The following is a 19,773-nucleotide window of genomic DNA, read 5'->3' as shown; positions in this document are numbered from 1 at the left end:
CCCTTTAACCATGCCGGCCGCGGGGCAGCCTATCAGTTGCGCCAGCCGCCAAAGGTCTCGCCCCATGCCCAACCGGCCACGCGGCCGGCCGGGCATGCGAGATCACGTGTTGAGCGATCTCGCGAATGGCATGACGCGGATCCGCTTGCCGAGCGCCCTGTAGGCGGCATTGGCGACTGCCGGGCCGATGGGCGGAACGCCGGGCTCGCCTATGCCGGAGGGCGGATTGGCGGAGGCGACAATGTGAACTTCGACCTTTGGCATCGCATCAATTCTGAGGGGCGTGTAAAGGTCGAAATTGCTCTGATCGACCTTGCCGTCCGTCAGCGTGATCTCCTCGCCGAGTATCGCACCCAGCCCAAAGCCGATTCCGCCCTCCACCTGGGCGCGGACCTGGTCCGGATTGATCGCCAGACCGCAATCGACAGCGACTACGACGCGCTCGACCTGGATCTGGCCATTTCCGTCAGTCGAAACCTCGGCGATCTCGGCCACAACGGAGCCGAAGCTCTCGGCGATGGCAACGCCTCGGAAGCGCCCCTCCGGCAAGGGCTTCTGCCAATCCGCCTTTTCCGCCGCCAGCTTGAGGACGGTCGCGTGACGCGACTGCGGCTCAAGCATCGAAAGACGGAATTCGATCGGATCTCGTCCCGCCGTCTCGGCGACCTCGTCCAGGAAGGTTTCAGCTGCGAAGGCCGTATGGGTCGAGCCGACGGAGCGCCACCACAGAACCGGAACGCCGGCCTCAGTGGTGGTCAAGCCCACCGTCTGGTTTGGAATGGCATAGGGCAGATTGTTGGCCCCTTCGACCGAGGTCGGGTCGACCCCATTCTTGACCATTCCATCGAACGCAGTCTTCGCCATGATGGACTGGCCGACGATGTGGTTGCTCCATGCAACGAGCTTTCCGTTCTCGTCGATACCGGCCTTGAGGCTATGCACATACGCGGGTCGATAGCGACCCGCGCGCATGTCGTCCTCCCGAGTCCACTGCACCTTTACCGGCGCGCGGAAACCGAGGGCCTTGGCCACATGCACCGCCTCGACGACGACGTCACCGTCGAACACGGCCCGCCGGCCAAAACTGCCGCCGGTCTTCATCACAATGAGGCGTACCTTTTCGGGGGCAATCCCGGCCACCTGGCCGGCAAGCATCTGGTATACGTCCGGGAACTGATGCCCACCCCAGACCTCGAGCGTACCGTCCTCGTTCATGCGCGCCACGGCATTCAGCGGCTCCATCGCGGCATGCGCGAGATAGGGAAACTCGAAATTTGCCTCGATTACTTTTGTTGCGCCGGCGAAGGCTGTTTCTGCGTCACCATCGTTGCGCGCAAGCGCGGCCGGCATCTTCTTCGCAAGCTCCCGATAGGCGGACATGAGCTCGGCCGTGCCGCGCTTTTCCGCCGCCGTTTCGTCCCAACTGACGGTGACCGCCTCGCGGCCCTTGATCGCCGCCCACATGTTTTCGCCGACGACGGCAACGCCCCGAGGCGTTTCGACGACGTCCACCACCCCCTTGACGGTGCGCGCGGACGAGGCGTCGAAGGACTTTACCTTCGCTCCAAACAGCGGCGGATGGATCATCACGGCGGTCAGCATGCCGGGAAGCTTGATGTCGATCGTGTACTGCTCCGTCCCGTTTGCCTTACGGGCGCTGTCGAAGCGCTTCAGTCTGGCATTGCCGATCAGCTTCCAGTCGCTCGGTTGCTTAAGTACCACGTCCGTGGGCACCGGCATTGTCGCCGCCTTTGCGGCGAAGACACCGAAACCGGCGCTCTTGCCTGACGGATGGGCAAGAATGCCGTTCTCGACGGTGATCTCTGCCGCGGCAACACCCCATTCGGAGGCAGCGGCGGCGACCAGCATGGAGCGGGCCGCGGCACCCGCCTTGCGATAGCGCTCCCAGGAGGACGCCATCGACGTGGACCCGCCGGTGCCCTGAAAGGCACCTCCAAAGGCGATGTTGCCATAGGCCTTCACATCGCCGGCGGCCCCCTTCACTTCGATCGTCGACCAATCGGCCTCGAGTTCTTCCGCCACCAGTGTGGCAATACCGTTATAGGAGCCCTGGCCCATCTCGAACTGCGACGAAAGTACGGTCACTTTTCCATCGCCGTCGATTGTCACGTAGGGGGAAAAGGCATGTGAAGCGCTGGTCGTCGCTGTCTCGCCCGCTACCGCCGGGGACGCGGACAGGAGGCGAAAGCCGACGGCCATACCAGTACCTGCAGCAAGGGCACCAATGAGGAACTGTCGCCGCGATGCCTGCGCTTCCGCGGCCGGAAGGAAAACCGATTGCATGAGTTTGGGCAGCATGGCTCAAGCCTCCAGACGCTTAGCGGCTTCGTGAATGCCGGCTCGGATTCGGTGATAGGTGGCGCAACGACAGAGATTGCCCGACATGGCCGTGTCGATGTCCTCATCGCTCGGCTTCGGATTGTTCGCCAGGAGGTCTGTCGCCGACATGATCTGCCCCGACTGGCAGTAGCCGCACTGCGGGACGTCGAGATCGGCCCAGACTGCCTGAACCGTTTGCGCGACCTTTCCCTTGAGGCCCTCGATGGTCGTCACTTTTGCCCCCTCGATGTCATCGACCAAGGTCTGACAAGACCGAACCGGCGAACCGTCGACATAGACCGTGCAGGCACCGCACTGCGCCATGCCACAGCCGAACTTCGTCCCTGTTAGTCCAACCAGATCGCGGATCACCCAAAGAAGCGGCATATCCGCCTCGGCCTCGACCGTGTGTTCGACGCCGTTGATCGTTACAATTGCCATGATGCTCTCCTCGCGTTCGGGCGCGTGGTCTCGGGATGCTTATCCGGAAACCCTGCTTCACGCGCCGCGGCCATTCGCCAGACCGCGGCTGCAGCTTAGAAGACCATCCTGCACGCTGGTAGGTTCGATCCTGTCAGATTATTGCCTATTCCTCTCGGCCTGACGAAATTGTGATCATGACAAAAGATGCGCCAGCGCACCAACGGGCGCTCCACTTGTGTTCGGCAGCCCGTCAACCGATGGAGTCGCGTCTTTTCGAGTCGCTGGAGTTGAGGATTGCCTTGATGTCTCTGAGCGGCGGATGACCGAAGGCGCGCCGATATTCCCTGTTGAACTGTGTCTGGCTTTCGTAGCCGACGCGCAGCGCGGCGGTTGCGGCGTCGAGCGATTCTGAAAGCATCAATTCCCGCGCATGATGCAGCCGTAGGTGCTTCTGGAACTGCAGTGGGCTCATGGCTGTCATGGCGCGGAAATGGTGGTGCAACGTGGATATCCCCATGTTCGCAATCTCCGCGAGTTCTTCGACACGAAGCGGCCGGGCATAGTTTTCTTTCAGCCACGCGACGGCCTTTGCCACCCGGTTACTGTTCGTGCCGGCAAGCGCGAAACGCCGCAGCCGCGCGCCTTGCTCGCCGGTGAGCAGCCGATAGAGGATCTCGCCCTGGATTTGACTGGCCAGGAACGGGATGTCTGCCGGCGTGGTCGCGAGCGAAATTAATCGCAATAACGCGTCGAACAGTTCCGGTGTGGCGGCGCCGACCGCGACGCCGAGATCGCGTTCGGGGGCATCCGGCGGCTGTATGTCGTAATCGGCGATAATTCGCCGCAGCTTTTCGAGATCGAGGCGCAGCGTGGCTGCCACATAGGGCTCACTCTCGCTCGCCTCGCAGATCTGGCCGGTCATCGGCAGGCCGATGGCGGTCATGAAGAAGCAGGATTCATCGTAAACGAGCATTTCGTTACCGACATGGATACGCTTGCTTCCCTTGATGATGAGCGCCACGCTGGGTTCGGAGACGCTGGAAAACGGGCCCGCTGGCTCGATGATGCGATAGAGCGAAAGCTCCGGAACAGGGTGGCCGTAGCGAACACCGTCCCACGGCAGTTGCGAGAGCATGTCGAGAATTCGCGCCCGAAGGGGCGCGGTTTCCTCGCGCAGGTCGCGTTGCTGCATAAATGTCTCGCTCGTTGCCATGCCCTGACCCATCCTCCGACCCGCCCGTCAAATTGGCTTCTTATCATATTACGTTGATCTCAACAGGATTAGGCAACCACGCCGGAGCGCGCGGCGAAGCATCCGCGCCAGAAGGGCATTATCCAGCAGATCAGCGATCGTCCCGCCGAAGGACGCCCGCGCCCTTCGGCGCTTTGCCCACGGCGAACCACAACTCAGCCGATTGCCTGTCTTTCCGCGCCACGGCGCTACTACGCCACCAATCTTGTTGCGGCAGCTGAATTACTGGCTCTCTTAATTATCCCCGATCCAGGGCCGCGCGTTGTGCGGCCCGCGAGAGAGCGGGGACGACATGGCGACATCTCATCCGAAATCCGAAGCCGTGACGCGAGGCGTGCGCATGCTGCGCACCGCCCTCGGTCCCTCCATCGCGGGATTTCTGGAAGACCCCTCGATCGTCGAGGTGATGCTCAACCCCGATGGGCGCCTCTGGATCGACCGGCTGTCGGCCGGCCTCGCAGATAGCGGCGAGCGCATCTCCGCCGCCGACGGCGAGCGGATCATTCGCCTTGTTGCGCACCATGTCGGTGCAGAGGTTCACAGCGGGGCACCGCGTCTCTCCGCGGAACTCCCTGGAACCGGCGAGCGCTTCGAAGGTCTCTTGCCGCCGGTCGTCGCCGCGCCGGCATTCGCGATCCGCAAGCCAGCCGTAGCCATCTTCACGCTCGATGACTATGTTGCCGCCGGCATCATGTCGGCAGGACAGGCCGAGGCGCTGCGCGAGGCCGTAGCGTCACGCGCCAACATCCTCGTCATTGGCGGTACGTCCACCGGCAAGACCACGCTCACCAATGCCCTTCTCGCCGAAGTCGCGAAGACGGCCGACCGCGTCGTCATCATCGAGGACACCCGCGAGCTGCAATGCGCAGCGCCAAACCTCGTCGCCATGCGCACCAAGGATGGCGTCGCGTCTCTGTCCGAACTCGTGCGCTCGTCGCTTCGGCTGCGCCCCGACCGCATCCCGATCGGAGAAGTGCGCGGCGCCGAAGCCCTCGATCTCCTGAAAGCCTGGGGTACCGGCCATCCCGGAGGCATCGGCACCATCCATGCTGGCAGCGCCATCGGCGCCTTGCACCGTCTCGAGCAGCTCATTCAGGAAGCCGTCGTCACCGTCCCCAGGGCGCTGATCGCCGAAACTATCGATCTCGTCGCGGTCCTATCCGGACGAGGTTCATCGCGCCGTCTTTCGGAACTCGTCCGCGTCGTGGGGCTCGCTCCTTCAGGCGATTACCTGATCAATCCCGTCACCTCCACCGTACCAGGAGCTCTTGCATGATTCAGCGTTTGCATCACCTTCGCCGTCGCTTTCTGACGACGGTATCCGTCAGCCTACTGACCCTTTCGCTCGCTCCCGCGGCCCACGCATCAGGCTCCTCCATGCCCTGGGAGCAGCCGCTTCAGCAGATCCTGAAGTCCGTCGAAGGTCCGGTCGCCAAGATCGTCGCGGTGATCATCATCATCGTAACCGGCCTCACGCTTGCCTTCGGCGACACCTCAGGCGGCTTCCGGCGCCTCATCCAGGTCGTCTTCGGCCTCTCGATCGCGTTTGCCGCGAGCTCCTTCTTCCTCTCCTTCTTCTCCTTCGGCGGCGGAGCGCTCGTCTGATGGCAGCGACCACCTCTCCCGCCGAGGATGTGCCCGGCTTCGCAGTTCCCCTTCACCGGTCGCTGACCGAACCGATCCTGCTCGGCGGCGCTCCCCGTGCGATCGCCATCCTCAACGGAACGCTCGCAGCTGCACTAGGCCTGGGCCTGCGCCTCTGGCTGGTCGGCCTCGGTCTCTGGCTTGCCGGACATCTCGCCGCCGTATGGGCGGCCAGGCGTGATCCGCAGTTCGTCGACGTCGTTCGCCGGCATCTGCGCATCCCCGGTCACCTGTCGATCTAAGGGAGCGCGCCCATGATGAACCTCGCTGAATATCGCAACAAAAGCACCCGCCTCGCCGACTTTCTGCCCTGGGCAGCTCTCGTCGGCGAAGGCATCGTCCTCAACAAGGACGGCTCGTTCCAGCGCACAGCACGCTTCCGTGGTCCCGATCTTGACTCGGCCGTGCCGGCCGAACTCGTCGCCGTCGCCGGGCGCCTCAACAACGCCTTCCGCCGTCTTGGTTCCGGATGGGCGATCTTTGTGGAAGCGCAGCGCCATCCCGCCGCCGCCTATCCGGCAAGCCGTTTCCCCGACCCCGCTTCGGCTCTTGTCGACGCCGAGCGGAAGGCGGACTTCGAGGAAGCCGGCGCGCATTTCGAGTCGAGCTATTTTTTGACCTTCCTCTACCTGCCGCCCGCAGACGAGGCTGCCCGCGCCGAAAACTGGCTCTACGAGGGAAAGGCCGAGACCGGCGTGAATCCACGCGAGATCCTGCACGGCTTCATCGACCGCACGACCCGTGTACTGCAACTCGTCGAGGGCTTCATGCCAGAATGCGCCTGGCTCGACGACGCCGGGACGCTCACCTATCTCCACTCGACCGTCTCGACCAGGCGTCACCGGGTGCGCGTCCCCGACACCCCGATCTATCTAGATGCCCTACTTGCTGACCAGCCGCTCACGGGCGGTCTCGAGCCGCGCCTCGGCGACGCGCATCTCAGGGTGCTGACCATCGTCGGCTTCCCGACCGCGACGACGCCCGGCATTCTCGACGACCTCAATCGCCTTGCCTTTCCCTATCGCTGGTCGACGCGCGCGGTCATGCTCGACAAGACCGATGCGACGAGATTGCTGACGAGGATCCGCCGGCAATGGTTCGCCAAGCGCAAGTCGATCGCCGCGATCCTCAAGGAGGTTATCACCAACGAAACGTCCGTGCTCGTGGATAGCGATGCCGCGAACAAGGCCGCGGACGCGGACCTCGCGCTGCAGGAGCTCGGCGCCGACCATGCCGGACAGGCCTATGTGACGGCGAGCGTCGTGGTTTGGGATGCCGATCCGCGCGCCGCCGACGAGAAGCTGCGCCTCGTCGACAAAGTGGTGCAAGGCCGGGACTTCACGGCCATGACGGAGACCATCAATGCCGTCGACGCCTGGCTCGGCGGCCTGCCGGGGCACGCCTATGCCAATGTGCGGCAGCCACCGATCTCCACCTTGAACCTCGCCCACATGGTGCCGCTCTCCGCCGTGTGGGCAGGGTCGGAACGGGACGAGCACTTCCAAGCGCCCCCCTTGCTGCTCGGCAAGGCCGAAGGCTCGACCCCGTTTCGGTTCTCCATCCATGTCGGCGATGTCGGTCACACGCTCGTGGTCGGACCTACCGGCGCCGGCAAGTCCGTTCTGCTGGCGGTGATGGCGCTGCAGTTCCGCCGCTATGAGCGCTCCCGGATCTTTGCCTTTGACTTCGGCGGTTCGATCCGCGCCGCGGCTCTCGCGATCGGCGGCGACTGGCACGACCTCGGCGGCGAGTTGACCGAGAGTTCTGTCTCGCTGCAGCCACTCGCCCGTATCGACGACGTCGCAGAACGCGCCTGGGCGGCGGACTGGATCGTCACCAACCTGCACCGGGAGGGCGTCGCAATCTCGCCGGACGAGAAGGAGCACATCTGGACGGCGCTCACCTCGCTCGCTTCCGCGCCAACCATCGAGCGCACCCTGACCGGCCTCACCGTCCTTCTGCAATCGAACGATCTCAAGCAGGGGCTGCGCCCCTATTGCGTCGGCGGTCCCTATGCCCGCCTTCTCGATGCGGAAAGCGAGAATCTGGGCACGGCCTCCGTCCAAGCCTTCGAGACCGAGGGACTGATCGGCACCGGTGCGGCCTCCGCCGTGCTCCAGTATCTTTTCCACCGCATCGAGGACCGGCTGGACGGCAGCCCCACTCTCATGATCATCGACGAGGGCTGGCTCGCCCTCGACGATCAAGGCTTCGCCGGACAGCTGCGCGAATGGTTGAAGACGCTGCGCAAAAAGAACGCGTCCGTCGTCTTCGCCACCCAGTCGCTCAGCGACATCGACGGTTCCGCGATCGCGCCGGCGATCATCGAAAGCTGCCAGACGCGTCTCCTCCTTCCCAACGAACGCGCGATCGAGCCGCAGATCGCGGCGATCTATCACCGCTTCGGCCTCAATGACAGGCAGATCGAAATCCTCGCGCGGGCTACGCCCAAACGCGATTATTACTGCCAGTCGCGGCGCGGCAATCGCCTCTTCGAACTCGGCCTCTCGGACGTCGCGCTCGCGCTGTGCGCCGCATCGTCAAAGACCGACCAGGCCGCCATCGACAAGATTGTCGCCGAGCACGGCCGGGAGGGTTTCCTCGCCGCGTGGCTGCGCCACCGCGGCGCCACCTGGGCCGCCGACCTCATACCCGACCTCACCAATCTCATCCCTGAAGCCCTCGAGGTACAATCATGACCAACCGTTACCGTCCGCATTTTCGGGCGCTTCGCGTTGCCGCAGCCCTGCTTGCCGCATCGCCAGTGATTTCTCTGCTCACGGCGTCGGCGCAGGCGCTCATCGTCTTCGACCCGAAGAACTATGCGCAGAACCTGCTCTCGGCAGCGCGAGCGCTCCACCAGATCAACAACCAGATCAACTCTTTACAGAACGAAGCTCAGATATTGCTCAATCAGGCCCGCAATCTTGCGAGCCTGCCACACTCGTCCCTTCAGGAGCTGCAGCAGTCGGTTCAACGCACCCAACGGCTCCTCGCCCAGGCGCAGAACATCGCCTTCGACGTCCGCCAGATCGACCGTGCCTTCGAGACCACCTATCGCAGGGCCCCGATCTCTACGAGCGACCAGCAGCTCGTCGCCAACGCGCGCACGCGCTGGCATTACACGGTCGGCGGTCTGCAGGATGCGATGCGTGTGCAGGCGACCGTCATCGGAAACATCGACACCAATCGTAGAGAGATGTCGGCGCTCGTCGGCAAGAGCCAGAGCGCCATCGGCGCCCTGCAAGCCACCCAGGCCGGAAACCAGTTGCTAGCACTGCAGGCACAACAGCTCGCCGACCTGACCGCAGTGGTTGCAGCCAACGGACGGGCCACGGCGCTCAGCGACGCCGAGCGTGCGGCCGCCGCCGAGCAAGGGCGCGAACAGCGTCGCCGCTTTCTCGCCCCGGGCGTCGGCTACCAGCCGGGCAATGCCCGGATGTACCGGTGATGGAGGCGGGCATGGGCGGGAGCCGGTTGATCAGGGTCGCCGCCGTAGCCCTCGTGGCCGTCGCATTTCTTGGAGCGGCGATCGCGATGAGCCGGAAAGGGGACGGGCCGCTGGAGGCAGCGGTCGGCGGACGGGGCCCGGCCTCCGCAGATCCCCTTCGATCGGAACTCAGGCGCTGTGTCGGCATGGGAGAGGCCGGTGCCCGCGATGCCTCGTGCCTGCGTGTCTGGGCTGAGAACCGGCAGCGCTTTCTCAGGCCCGGACACGCAGAGCGTCCGGCCTTTCCCGACACCTCGCTCAGTTCACCTGCGCAAGCCGTGCAGCCCGGGGCGCCCGTCAAGGTGACCGCGCCGCTCGCCGGGCCGAACGCGGACGAGGTCCGGTGAGAATATGGGCGGCACCGGCGTCATTGACCAGTTCCTCGAGGTCTTCACCCGATACATCGATTCCGGCTTCGGCCTCCTCGGTGCAGAAGTGGCTTTCATCGCCACGACGCTGATCGTGATCGACGTGACGCTCGCCGCACTCTTCTGGAGCTGGGGTGCCGACGATGACGTTATCGCGAGGCTGGTGAAGAAAACCCTGTTCATCGGCGTCTTCGCCTATCTGATTTCCAACTGGAACAATCTCGCCCGTATCGTGTTCGAGAGCTTCGCGGGCCTCGGCCTCAAGGCGTCCGGGACCGGCTTCTCGACGGCTGATCTGCTCCGGCCGGGCAAGGTCGCCCAGACAGGCCTCGATGCCGGACGCCCTCTCCTCGAATCCATTTCCGATTTAATGGGTTACTGGAGTTTCTTCGAAAACTTCATCCAGATCGCCTGCATGATGTTCGCCTGGGTGCTGGTGCTACTCGCCTTCTTCATCCTCGCCGTCCAGCTCTTCGTCACACTCATCGAGTTCAAGCTGACGACGCTCGCCGGCTTCGTGCTCATTCCATTCGGTCTCTTCGGAAAGTCGGCCTTCATGGCCGAGCGGGTGCTCGGCAACGTGATTTCGAGCGGTATCAAGGTGCTCGTCCTCTCCGTCATCATCGGTGTCGGCTCGACCCTCTTCTCGCAATTCACTCAAGGTTTCGGGGGCCAAACGCCGACCATCGATCAGGCCATGGCGATCGTGCTTGCGGCGCTGTCGCTGCTCGGCCTCGGCATCTTCGGACCGGGTATCGCCAACGGCCTCGTCTCAGGCGGTCCGCAACTCGGAGCGGGAAGCGCAGTCGGCACCGGGCTGGCCGCTGGAGGCGTCGTCGCGGCCGGAGCGGCGACTGCCGGCGCCGCCATCTCCGGTGGCGCGGCGCTCCTTGGCGCTGCCGCGGCTGCCGCTCGCGGCGGCGCGGCCCTCGCCGGTGGAGCCTCCGCCGCCTACAGCCTCGGTGCGGCCAGCAAGTCGGGTGTCACCGGCGTCGCATCCGGGCTCGGCAGCACGGCCAGATCCGGCGCGGCCGCCGCGGTCTCGCCCCTGAAGCGCATCGGCGCTCGCGCCGCCGAAAGGCTGAGCTCAAGCCGCGCCAGTGGAGCCCAGTCCGCCTCCGCAGGAGGTGACGGCGATCGTCGGGCTGCCGGCGATGCCTCGCAAACCACCGGTCCGTTGCATGGCGACAGTCCGCCCGACTGGGCCAGGCGCATGAAGCGCGCACAGCAAATGTCACATGGCGTTCAGGCAACTGCCCACGCAATCCGCTCCGGAGACGCCCACGGCGGCGGCTCCTCCGTCAATCTCTCCGAAGGCGACCGCTCATGAATCCCTTCCGACGACCCTCCACGCATTACGGAAAGACGCCAGAGCCCGAGACACCCTATCAGCGCGCCGCCCAGGTCTGGGACGATCGCATCGGCTCGGCCCGCATCCAGGCGAAAAACTGGCGGCTCATGGCATTCGGCTCGCTCATCCTCTCGGCCGGCTTTGCGGCAGCCCTCGTCTGGCAGTCGGCCCGCGGCACGGTCGTCCCCTGGGTCGTTCAGGTCGACCGGCTCGGACAGGCGCAGGCAATCGCCCCGGCAGAAGCGGATTTTCGCCCGACCGATCCCCAGATCGCCTGGCATCTCGCGCGCTTCATCGAAGAGGTAAGGAGTATCTCGGCCGACGCGATCATCGTGCGGCAGAATTGGTTGCGCGCCTACGAATTCACCACTGATCGCGGCGCGCTGGCGCTCAACGACCATGCACGCACCAGCGACCCGTTCACCAAGGTCGGCAGAGAGCAGATCGCCGTCGACGTTTCCTCCGTCATCCGCGCCTCGCCCGACTCCTTTCGCGTCGCCTGGAGCGAGCGCCGCTATCAGGACGGGTCGCTCGCGGAGGCCTCCCGCTGGACCGCGATCCTCACGATCGTCGTCGAGCCACCGCGCGATGCCGAGAAGCTTAAGCGCAATCCGCTCGGGATCTACGTCAACGCGATCAACTGGTCGAAGGAGCTGGGACAATGAAACCGCCGTCTGAAGCCACGCAACCTGCTTTCCTCACGCGCGTCAGTTCGCGGAAAGGCGGAAACGCCGCCGCATTGTGCGCAAATGTCGTCCTCGCGATCCTGTCCGCCACGGCGCTCGCCGGATGCGCGACAGCGAAGAAGCCTCCGGAGATCTCCTACGACGATGCCGCGCCGGCGGTGCAGACCATCAATCCTCCAGCTCCAGTTCGGGTCGTCGAGATTGCGAAGCCCCTGCCCTTGCCGGGACAGATGAAGCCGATCGAGATCAGCCGGCTGAGGCCCGAACCCGCCGACCCGGCGGCCAGGATCCACCAGGCCAATGCGGCGGCCCGCGTGCAGCCGGTTCGCAACGGCTTCATCAACGCCATGCAGGTCTATCCCTTCACACAAGGGGCGCTCTATCAGGTCTATACAGCCGTTGGTCAGATCACCGACATCGCGCTTCAACCTGGAGAGCAACTAGTAGGTACTGGCCCGGTCGCCGCCGGCGACACGGTGCGTTGGGTTATCGGCGATACCGAGAGCGGATCAGGCACGACCAGGCAGATCCACATCCTCGCGAAGCCCACGCGGCCCGATCTCACGACGAACCTGATCATCAATACCGACCGCCGGACCTATCACCTGGAACTGCGATCCGGGGAGCGCACCTACATGGCATCGGTGTCATGGCAATATCCCCAGGACCAGTTGATCGCGCTTCGTCGCCAGAATATCGAAGCTCAAGCCGCGCAGCCCGTCGCCTCGGGTGTCGATCTGGCGCGCCTCAACTTTCGCTACGCGATCGAAGGCAACCGCGCCCCGTGGCGGCCGCTTCGCGCCTTCGACGACGGCCGGCAGGTCTTCATCGAGTTTCCGCGCGGCATCGGTCAGGGCGAAATGCCGCCTCTCTTCGTCGTCGGCCCCGACGGCAACGACTCCGAACTAGTGAACTATCGGGTTCGCGGCCACCACATGATCGTCGACCGGCTCTTTGCCGCCGCTGAGCTTCGTTTCGGCGCCGGCCGGACGCAGATGCGAGTGCGGATCCTGCGGACCGACGGGAGACGGATGTTGTGAGTGATCAAGAACCCCGGAACGAAGAAGGTCTGGAACCTGATGAGGCTCGCCCGCTGACGGGCGAGCCCGTGATCTCCATGCGGCTGCGCCCCAAGGCGCCGCGCGTGACCCGTCTGTCGCGGAAATTCCTGGCCGGTGTTTCCTTGATCGCCGGCCTCGGTCTCGGCGGCGCGCTGATCTACGCTCTCCAGACATCTGATGGGAGCGGGCCTGCCGAGGAGCTCTACTCGACCGAAAATCGCACCACGGCCGACGGGCTTTCCAACTTGCCGCGCGACTATACCGGTCCGATCCTCGGACCTCCGCTCCCTGGCGATCTCGGCCGCCCTATTCTCGACGCGCAGAAACGCGGGCAGGCGGTTCCCGCACCCGAGGTCGTCATGCCTGAGCCAGGCCTCAGCGAGGAGGAGCGGCGCCGGCAGGAGGAGATGGAGGCGGCACGCACGAGCCGGCTCTTCGCCAGTACCGAAACAACGCCGGCAGCCGTGGACTCGGATAGCTCCACGCCCCCGGCCGGTAATTCAACCGCCCTGTCCGATCTTGCAAGCCTTGACATCGCTCCTGAGCCCGCGACACCCACAGCAGAGGAACGGCGGCTCGCGTTTTTGAACGCCACCCCTGACAAGCGGACGGTCGCGCCGGATCGTGTCGCCACGCCAGCCTCCCCGAACATTCTCCAGGCCGGCGCCGTCCTCCCGGCCGCGCTCATCACCGGTATCCGCTCCGACCTTCCCGGCCAGATCACCGCCCAGGTGACCGAGAACGTCCATGACAGCCCGACGGGCCGCATCCTGCTGGTCCCGCAGGGCGCGCGGCTCATCGGCCAGTACGATAGTGGCGTCGGCTACGGCCAGAGACGTGTGCTCATCGTCTGGAACCGACTGATCATGCCGAACGGCCGCTCCATCGTGCTCGAACGCCAACCCGGCGCTGACAGCGCGGGCTACGCCGGCCTCGAGGACCGCGTGGACTATCATTGGGGCCAACTGTTCTGGGCCACTGCCCTCTCGACGTTGCTGAGCATCCGCGCCGAGGCGGGCTCTTCCAGCGAGGAAAGCGATATCGTCCGAGCTCTTCGCCGAGGCGCATCCGACAGCATCAGTAAGACCGGCCAGAAGATCGTTGAGCGCCAGCTCGACATTGTCCCGACGCTGACCATCCGGCCCGGTTTTCCGGTTCGCGTGCTCGTCACACGCGATCTCGTACTCGAACCCTATGGAGAATCCTGATGGCGAAGCTGAAACTCGGGCCGGTCGCGGACGACAAGCCGGTGAAGATCAGCGTCGAATTGCCTGCAACCTTGCATCGCGACCTCGTCGACTGTGCGGAACAGCTCGGTCGCGAGACCGGGCGTCCTGTCAGCAATCCTCTTAAACTGATTGTGCCTATGCTCGAGCGCTTCATCGCCACAGATCGCGGGTTCGCAAAGACCAAAAGCCCCCATCCCCGCCGGCCCCACGGGCTTAAGCCCTTGGCACGTTACAGTTTGTGCACATTGCCCAGGCCATGCGGACAACTGGCAAGGTCAGGACGTCGCCAGCTCCACGCCGAACGAGTCGAGCACGTCGGCGATGTGGTTCGCGAATGAAATGGTTGAAGTTCCCGCGAACAGCAGTCCAATTGCCATGCCCGTTGTCTGCTCAAGGATGAGCGCCCCGGAATCGCCCTCCTCGCTGAACGGGAGGGCGTCGATCGATTTAATCGCGATCTGATCGTGGAACAGAATCGTCCCGATGTCGTAGGGTACCTTGAGGTCCGTGCTGGCGCTGTCTACGTAGCCGGTCGTGTAGCCGGTTGTGCGCCCGAATTTCTCGACGATCGTGTTCAGTGCCGCGGACTTGGCACCGACAGGCGGGCCGATTGCCAAAATATCGGGGATGGCGAGTTGCCGCTTAAGCAGACGAGCAATAGCGCCATCGACGTAGTTCGGCTGCAATGTGTCGAGAGGGACAAATCCTTCCAGTTCGGCGATTTTGTCCTTCGTTGGATTGCCGGCATCGAATGGACTCGGTTCGAATACGGCCGTTCCAAACGGTTGCCGGTTCTGGTCCGCGAGCACATGGTTGTTTGACAGGATGTAGCGACCGAGACTGTCTGCCACGAGCCCGCCGAAAGTTCCCGCGAGCGAATTGAGCGGGTTGGCGTCGGCAAAGCCCGTTGAACAGCCCGGCTGCGCCGGTCGCATGCGCGAACGTGGATTTGCGAGCGGCTGCAGAAAGCCGATCTCCTCCACGTCGGTCGGTATGCCGTCGATTGCTCGGGCAGCAGATCGCCCGTGCCAATCTCGGACTTAGGTTGCTTGCGTCGGACGCAGAATTTTAGCGCCGGCTCCGAGGTTGTCCGGCCCGACACGATTTTGAAGCCGATGCCGATGCCCTGGAGATTGATGTTCGGGGAGGGCGATACCACGCGACGTCCGCCGCGAGAAACCGCCTCGAAAGCGCTGACTTGGCCTCGCCGAGATGTGTCGAGGCCGGCGCAATCGTCGATCTGCCATCCAGTTTTATGGGACTGGAAGTCGAAATAGCGGCGGTCGGGCCGGCGCGACCGCTCGACGTGCGTTAAGGGCGGCGTCATCTCGTCCGTCCCCAGTTTGACCTGATTTTGATTCCTCGACGCTTTCTAGCTCTCCACGCAATTTGAACTCTATCTGAATGCTTTTCTGCTTGCCAAAGGTGTAGATCGAGAGACCATCCGCGGACTTCAGCACGATATGGGCGAGCGATGACGACGGGCGATGGATGCTGGCCTGGTTCTGCGCAAGCGCACTGTTGCGCACTTGGCGACGTTGTCCGATAACAGGGAGTATCTCGTCACCAGATACGGACCTGAAATGGACTGTCTCAGATAAATCGGGTCACGGCGACACTTGAGGAATTGGCGCATACAGTTCGAACGATTGTGGCGGCCGAGAAATCCTACAAGTAGAAAGATCCAAGCATGGCCATCGAATAGCCCACGGACACAATCGCGTTTCACGCGGTTTCGTCGGCGGAGATGTCGTTGCGACGATCATCAAGCATAAGAACGACACGAACACGAACAGTGGATTCTACTACGTAACAGTGCTTGGCACAGATCTGCGGGATCGATTTCGTTACATCGGCGAAGCGCGGTCGGCGGCTGAACGGATATACGGCGAGCGCTGATCTCAGGCAAAAAGGGCCTGTTGCGTGGGTGCGGACCGGCAACTCTGGATGCAGCCGATCCCCATTATCCGCTAAATGTACCAATCCGCGTCCAATGAGTACGCCTCGATGTAGTCGATCTTCATCTCTGATCCATCGACAAAGTCGTCATTCGGTTTGCGTCGCGCGCGGATATCGACATGACCAAGCTGATCGTCGAAACGGCGAAACCGCTGGGGATCGCCGTGCACGATCACATCATTATCGGCAAGGATGGGCATGTCAGCCGGAAAATGCCCGCGACTGTTTTGACGTCCGCCCCGGTTTACAGGACTACAGCCACTTCGCGCGACGGAAGAAGCGAAAGAGCGTCAGGCACAAACCGATAATCACCGCCAGCACGACGAAATAGCCGTAGCGGAACTTCAACTCCGGCATATCGTCGAAGTTCATGCCGTAGATACCGGCTATCGCCGTCGGCACGGCAAGGATCGCGGCCCAGGACGCCAGCTTGCGCGAAATTTCCGTCTGTTCGGATTGCCCGACCATCAGGCTCGCCTCGAAGGTAAAGGCAAGCACCTCGCGCAACGCATCGATATCCTCCTGCACCCGGCGCACGTGGTCCGTCACGTCGCGGAACAGCGGCTGTAGCGCCGCATCCATGCCTGGCAGATCGATGTGCTCGTGCCGGCGGCAGACATCGACGAGCGGCACCACGGCATTGCGCAATCTGAGAAGATTGCGGCGCATCAGGTAGAGTCGTTCGATGTCACCCTTGACCAGTCGCTCCCGCAACAGCCGATCTTCCAGTTCCTCGACCTCCTCATGGATCGCCTCGATGACCGGCATATAGTTGTCGACGATGAAATCGAGGATCGAATAGAGGATATAGTTTTCGCCATGGGCGAGTGCTGCCGGGGAGGATTCGCAGCGCTGGCGGACGGCCATGTAGGAGGTCGATGCGCCGTGCCTGACCGAGACGACATAACCGCGTCCGACGAAGAGATGGGTCTCGCCGAACGCGATTTCGTCGCCGACCATGTGGGCGGTGCGCGCCACGACGAAAATCGAGTCGCCATAGATCTCGAGCTTCGGCCGCTGGTGCGCCTTGCAGGCGTCTTCGATGGCCAGGTCGTGCAGGTCGAACTCCTGCTGTATCTGGCGCAGCAGTTCCGCATCAGGCTCATGCAGCCCAATCCAGACCACGGCGCCCGGCCGCGAGCGCCACTTTCCGGCATCTTCAATGCGGATATCGCGTACCCTTACGCCGTTCTCATAGACCGCCGCCGCAACGACACCCGACCGATGCTCCGCTTGCGGGATGACGCTCTCGCCCTCAGACTGCCGCACCGCTCTGTTCGTCAACTCCAATCCCATCGCCCCCTCCCAGGCAAATACGACACCGATGGGCCCGGCATGTCGTAACGAAGCCAGCATACGCACGTTCCCTTATATTCTCATCCAGCTGTTTCGGCTATGAAAACCACTTCATTAAACCGTGCCATTGACGGTATAGACGCTTGCAAGCGAGAGTTTTTGCGATGCACAACGATTCCTCCCTTCAAACGGAAATGCCCATGACTCAGTTCGATCTCATCGTCGTCGGAAGCGGGCCCGCCGGCCGCCGCGGCGCCATCCAGGCCGCCAAGCTCGGCAAGAAGGTCCTCGTCATCGAACAGGGAAAGCGCGTCGGCGGCGTTTCGGTGCACACGGGCACCATCCCCTCCAAGACGCTGCGCGAGACGGCGCTCAATCTTTCCGGCTGGCGCGAGCGGGGCTTCTACGGGCGGGCCTATCGCGTCAAGCAGGAGATCAGCGCCGACGATCTCCGGCAACGGCTGATCATCACGCTCAATCACGAGGTCGAGGTCCTCGAACACCAGTTTGCCCGTAACCGCGTGCAGCAGATGCGCGGCAAGGCAAGCTTCGTCGATCCGACCACGCTCGAGGTCGTCAAGGACGACGGCGAGACCCTGCTTGTTTCAGGCACCAGCATCATGCTTGCCGTCGGCACCAAGCCTTTCCGTCCGGACTACATGCCCTTCGACGGCAAGAGCGTGCTCGACAGTGACGAATTGCTCGATATCGCAGAACTGCCGCGTTCGCTCGTCGTCATCGGCGCCGGCGTCGTCGGCATCGAATATGCGACGATCTTCAGCGCGCTCGACACGCACGTGACGGTCATCGACCCGAAGACAACGATGCTCGACTTCATCGACAAGGAGATCGTCGAGGATTTCATCTACCAGCTGCGCGATCGCAACATGAAGCTGCATCTCGGACAGAAGGCCGAGACGGTCGAGCGGCTCGACGATGGTAAGGTGCTGCTGACGCTCGACAATGGCCGCAAGATCGTCACCGACATGGTGCTTTTCGCCGCCGGACGCATGGGGGCAACCGATACGCTCAACCTGCCGGCCGCCGGGCTCGAGGCAGACAGCCGCGGGCGGCTCAAGGTCAATCCGGAGACGTTCCAGACATCGATCCCGAACATCTATGCCGCCGGCGACGTCGTCGGATTCCCGAGCCTTGCCTCGACCTCTATGGAACAGGGCCGCATTGCGGCTCGCGTTGCTGTCGGCGCGATTGCCATGGAACCGCAGAAGTATTTCCCCTACGGCATCTACGCGGTGCCGGAAATCTCCACCTGCGGCCTTTCGGAAGAAGAGGTGAAGGAACGCGGCATCCCTTACGAATGCGGCATTGCCCGTTTTCGCGAGACCTCGCGCGGTCACATCATGGGTCTCGAATCCGGTCTTCTGAAGATGATCTTCTCGATGAAGACCCGCCGTCTTCTCGGCGTGCACATCATCGGCGAAGGCGCGACCGAGCTGGTGCACATCGGCCAGGCCGTGTTGAACCTCAAAGGCACGGTCGAATATTTCGTCGAGAACACCTTCAACTACCCGACGCTTGCCGAAGCCTACAAGATTGCCGGTCTCGACGCCTGGAACCGCATGGGCGAGATCAAGCAGGAACTACCGAAAGCGTAAGCCGCCAGCGACATAGCTGAGCACGCATCAAACGACGACAACGGCAGTCAAAGGAATCCAATTCGATAGGTGACGAGCAATAGCGCTTTGTCACCTATCGCCCAGAGCGCCGTTCAAGATTGCGTGCACGCCACCATGCCGGCAAATCGGGTAGCCTTGCCGCTCCTGATGAAGAGACATGAACGCCATGCGCATCCTTTCCCTCAATGCCTGGGGCGGCAAGCTCCATTCCCCATTGATGAGATATCTGGCGGAAGTCGACGCCGATGTCCTGTGTCTGCAGGAGATCGCGCGGTCGCCGACGACCGACGCCGAATGGCTCACCTATCGCGATACAGATGTCGAACTGCCGCAGCGCGCCAACCTCTTCGATGAGATCGCGGCAGCACTTCCTTGGCATGATGGCTGCTTCTGCCCGACGGCGCGCGGCACGCTCTTTGACGGCGACAGGCCGGTGGCCTCGGAATTTGGGCTCGCGACCTTCGTCCGACGCTCCCATTCCGTCATCGGTCAGGCGCTCGGCTTCGTGCATGGCAGCTTTTCATCCGAGGGCTGGGGGCCACATCCACGTGCCCGCAATGCCCATTGCATCCGCCTGTTCGACCATGATGCCGGCACGGCAATCACCATCGCCCAGATGCATGGCCTACGGGAGATCGGCGGCAAGAACGACACACCGGCACGGCACGCGCAGGCAGACGCGCTGGTAAACCTCATCCGTCAGGTCTGGCCGGGCGATGAGCGGCTTGTCGTGTGCGGTGACTTCAACGTGCTCCCGGACAGCGTGACCTTTCAGGTGCTCGCAGAGCTAGGGCTGACTGACCTGGTCGCTTCCCGTGGCCACACGGATACTCGGACGTCGCACTATCTAAAGGGCGGCCGCTTTGCCGATTACATGCTGGTGGGTGGCGAGGTTGATGTCGCCCGGTTCGATGTCGTCGAACGGCCGGAAGTCTCCGACCATCGCGCCCTCCTCCTGGACATCGGCTGGGCCATTTCGCCACGCCGCTGAGACGGCGACGTCACCGACGCCCCTCAAACGAAAAAAGCCCTGCCGC

Annotated in this window: 17 protein-coding genes and 2 pseudogenes; 14 read left to right on the top strand and 5 right to left on the bottom strand. The window is 63.3% G+C overall.

All coding sequences use genetic code 11. The features are described 5' to 3' along the window. Nucleotides 1-102 precede the first annotated feature (102 nt). The 3 genes from ACTJKE_RS14685 to ACTJKE_RS14675 form a co-directional block, all read right to left on the bottom strand. Nucleotides 103-2,319: a molybdopterin cofactor-binding domain-containing protein gene (locus tag ACTJKE_RS14685; protein WP_440636880.1), complete on the bottom strand. Its 2,217-nt coding sequence runs from the start codon at nucleotides 2,317-2,319 to the stop codon at nucleotides 103-105. 3 nt (nucleotides 2,320-2,322) lie between these two features. Then, complete coding sequence (locus ACTJKE_RS14680) at nucleotides 2,323-2,781, bottom strand: (2Fe-2S)-binding protein (RefSeq protein WP_058325350.1); 459 nt, start codon at nucleotides 2,779-2,781, stop codon at nucleotides 2,323-2,325. Nucleotides 2,782-3,013: 232 nt separating this feature from the next. Continuing rightward, the gene (locus tag ACTJKE_RS14675; protein ID WP_440636883.1) at nucleotides 3,014-3,976 is read right to left on the bottom strand and encodes an AraC family transcriptional regulator N-terminal domain-containing protein; all 963 of its coding nucleotides are present in this window, start codon (nucleotides 3,974-3,976) and stop codon (nucleotides 3,014-3,016) included. 331 nt (nucleotides 3,977-4,307) lie between these two features. Between ACTJKE_RS14675 and trbB the strand changes: the two genes are divergently transcribed. From trbB to ACTJKE_RS14620, 11 genes and pseudogenes are all read left to right on the top strand, one after another. Beyond that, nucleotides 4,308-5,291, top strand: coding sequence for a P-type conjugative transfer ATPase TrbB (trbB, locus tag ACTJKE_RS14670; RefSeq protein ID WP_058326603.1), 984 nt, complete (start codon nucleotides 4,308-4,310; stop codon nucleotides 5,289-5,291). Further along, on the top strand, nucleotides 5,288-5,620 hold the full coding sequence (locus tag ACTJKE_RS14665) for a TrbC/VirB2 family protein (RefSeq protein WP_058326604.1): 333 nt from the start codon (nucleotides 5,288-5,290) through the stop codon (nucleotides 5,618-5,620). The genes trbB and ACTJKE_RS14665 overlap by 4 nt, the downstream gene beginning before the upstream one ends. Then, nucleotides 5,620-5,901 (top strand): VirB3 family type IV secretion system protein, encoded by a 282-nt coding sequence (locus tag ACTJKE_RS14660; protein WP_058326605.1) that lies wholly within the window; start codon nucleotides 5,620-5,622, stop codon nucleotides 5,899-5,901. The genes ACTJKE_RS14665 and ACTJKE_RS14660 overlap by 1 nt, the downstream gene beginning before the upstream one ends. 12 nt (nucleotides 5,902-5,913) lie before the next feature. Next, the gene (gene trbE / locus ACTJKE_RS14655; protein WP_058326606.1) at nucleotides 5,914-8,358 is read left to right on the top strand and encodes a conjugal transfer protein TrbE; all 2,445 of its coding nucleotides are present in this window, start codon (nucleotides 5,914-5,916) and stop codon (nucleotides 8,356-8,358) included. Next, a complete protein-coding gene (gene trbJ, locus ACTJKE_RS14650) occupies nucleotides 8,355-9,110 on the top strand; it encodes a P-type conjugative transfer protein TrbJ (RefSeq protein ID WP_058326607.1) in 756 nt (251 codons plus the stop codon). The genes trbE and trbJ overlap by 4 nt, the downstream gene beginning before the upstream one ends. 11 nt (nucleotides 9,111-9,121) lie before the next feature. Next, entirely contained in the window at nucleotides 9,122-9,496 is a 375-nt protein-coding gene (gene trbK-alt, locus ACTJKE_RS14645) for a putative entry exclusion protein TrbK-alt (RefSeq protein WP_440636886.1), read from the top strand. Between the two features lie 4 nt (nucleotides 9,497-9,500). Next, the gene (gene trbL, locus ACTJKE_RS14640; protein ID WP_112995891.1) at nucleotides 9,501-10,847 is read left to right on the top strand and encodes a P-type conjugative transfer protein TrbL; all 1,347 of its coding nucleotides are present in this window, start codon (nucleotides 9,501-9,503) and stop codon (nucleotides 10,845-10,847) included. Next, a complete protein-coding gene (trbF, locus tag ACTJKE_RS14635; protein ID WP_058326608.1) occupies nucleotides 10,844-11,533 on the top strand; it encodes a conjugal transfer protein TrbF in 690 nt (229 codons plus the stop codon). Before trbL ends, trbF begins: the two co-directional genes overlap by 4 nt. Then, nucleotides 11,530-12,594 (top strand): P-type conjugative transfer protein TrbG, encoded by a 1,065-nt coding sequence (gene trbG / locus ACTJKE_RS14630; RefSeq protein ID WP_082663457.1) that lies wholly within the window; start codon nucleotides 11,530-11,532, stop codon nucleotides 12,592-12,594. The genes trbF and trbG overlap by 4 nt, the downstream gene beginning before the upstream one ends. Then, entirely contained in the window at nucleotides 12,591-13,823 is a 1,233-nt protein-coding gene (locus ACTJKE_RS14625; protein ID WP_440636889.1) for a TrbI/VirB10 family protein, read from the top strand. Before trbG ends, ACTJKE_RS14625 begins: the two co-directional genes overlap by 4 nt. Then, nucleotides 13,823-14,029, top strand: a pseudogene (locus ACTJKE_RS14620) (DUF2274 domain-containing protein); the annotation flags it as partial. The gene ACTJKE_RS14625 and the pseudogene ACTJKE_RS14620, both read left to right, overlap by 1 nt. Nucleotides 14,030-14,119: 90 nt before the next feature. Here the strand turns inward: ACTJKE_RS14620 and ACTJKE_RS14615 are convergent. Beyond that, nucleotides 14,120-14,827, bottom strand: a complete 708-nt coding sequence (locus ACTJKE_RS14615; protein ID WP_440636891.1) for a hypothetical protein — start codon at nucleotides 14,825-14,827, stop codon at nucleotides 14,120-14,122. 1,077 nt (nucleotides 14,828-15,904) lie between these two features. On the opposite strand from ACTJKE_RS14615, the pseudogene ACTJKE_RS14610 reads away from it, so the two are divergent. Next, nucleotides 15,905-16,015: pseudogene (locus ACTJKE_RS14610) on the top strand (JAB domain-containing protein); the annotation flags it as partial. A gap of 40 nt (nucleotides 16,016-16,055) precedes the next feature. On the opposite strand, the gene ACTJKE_RS14605 reads toward ACTJKE_RS14610, so the two are convergent. Continuing rightward, the gene (locus ACTJKE_RS14605) at nucleotides 16,056-17,099 is read right to left on the bottom strand and encodes a magnesium and cobalt transport protein CorA (protein WP_440636893.1); all 1,044 of its coding nucleotides are present in this window, start codon (nucleotides 17,097-17,099) and stop codon (nucleotides 16,056-16,058) included. 200 nt (nucleotides 17,100-17,299) lie between these two features. On the opposite strand from ACTJKE_RS14605, the gene sthA reads away from it, so the two are divergent. After that, on the top strand, nucleotides 17,300-18,715 hold the full coding sequence (sthA, locus tag ACTJKE_RS14600; RefSeq protein WP_112995893.1) for a Si-specific NAD(P)(+) transhydrogenase: 1,416 nt from the start codon (nucleotides 17,300-17,302) through the stop codon (nucleotides 18,713-18,715). A gap of 187 nt (nucleotides 18,716-18,902) precedes the next feature. Continuing rightward, complete coding sequence (locus ACTJKE_RS14595) at nucleotides 18,903-19,727, top strand: endonuclease/exonuclease/phosphatase family protein (RefSeq protein ID WP_112995934.1); 825 nt, start codon at nucleotides 18,903-18,905, stop codon at nucleotides 19,725-19,727. Nucleotides 19,728-19,773: the final 46 nt, after the last annotated feature.

Origin of the sequence: Ensifer sp. 22521 (genome assembly GCF_052044795.1) — a bacterium.
Lineage (GTDB): Bacteria > Pseudomonadota > Alphaproteobacteria > Rhizobiales > Rhizobiaceae > Ensifer.
The sequence above is the reverse complement of the archived record's forward strand: the minus strand, read 5'-3'. Positions and strand labels throughout refer to the sequence as shown.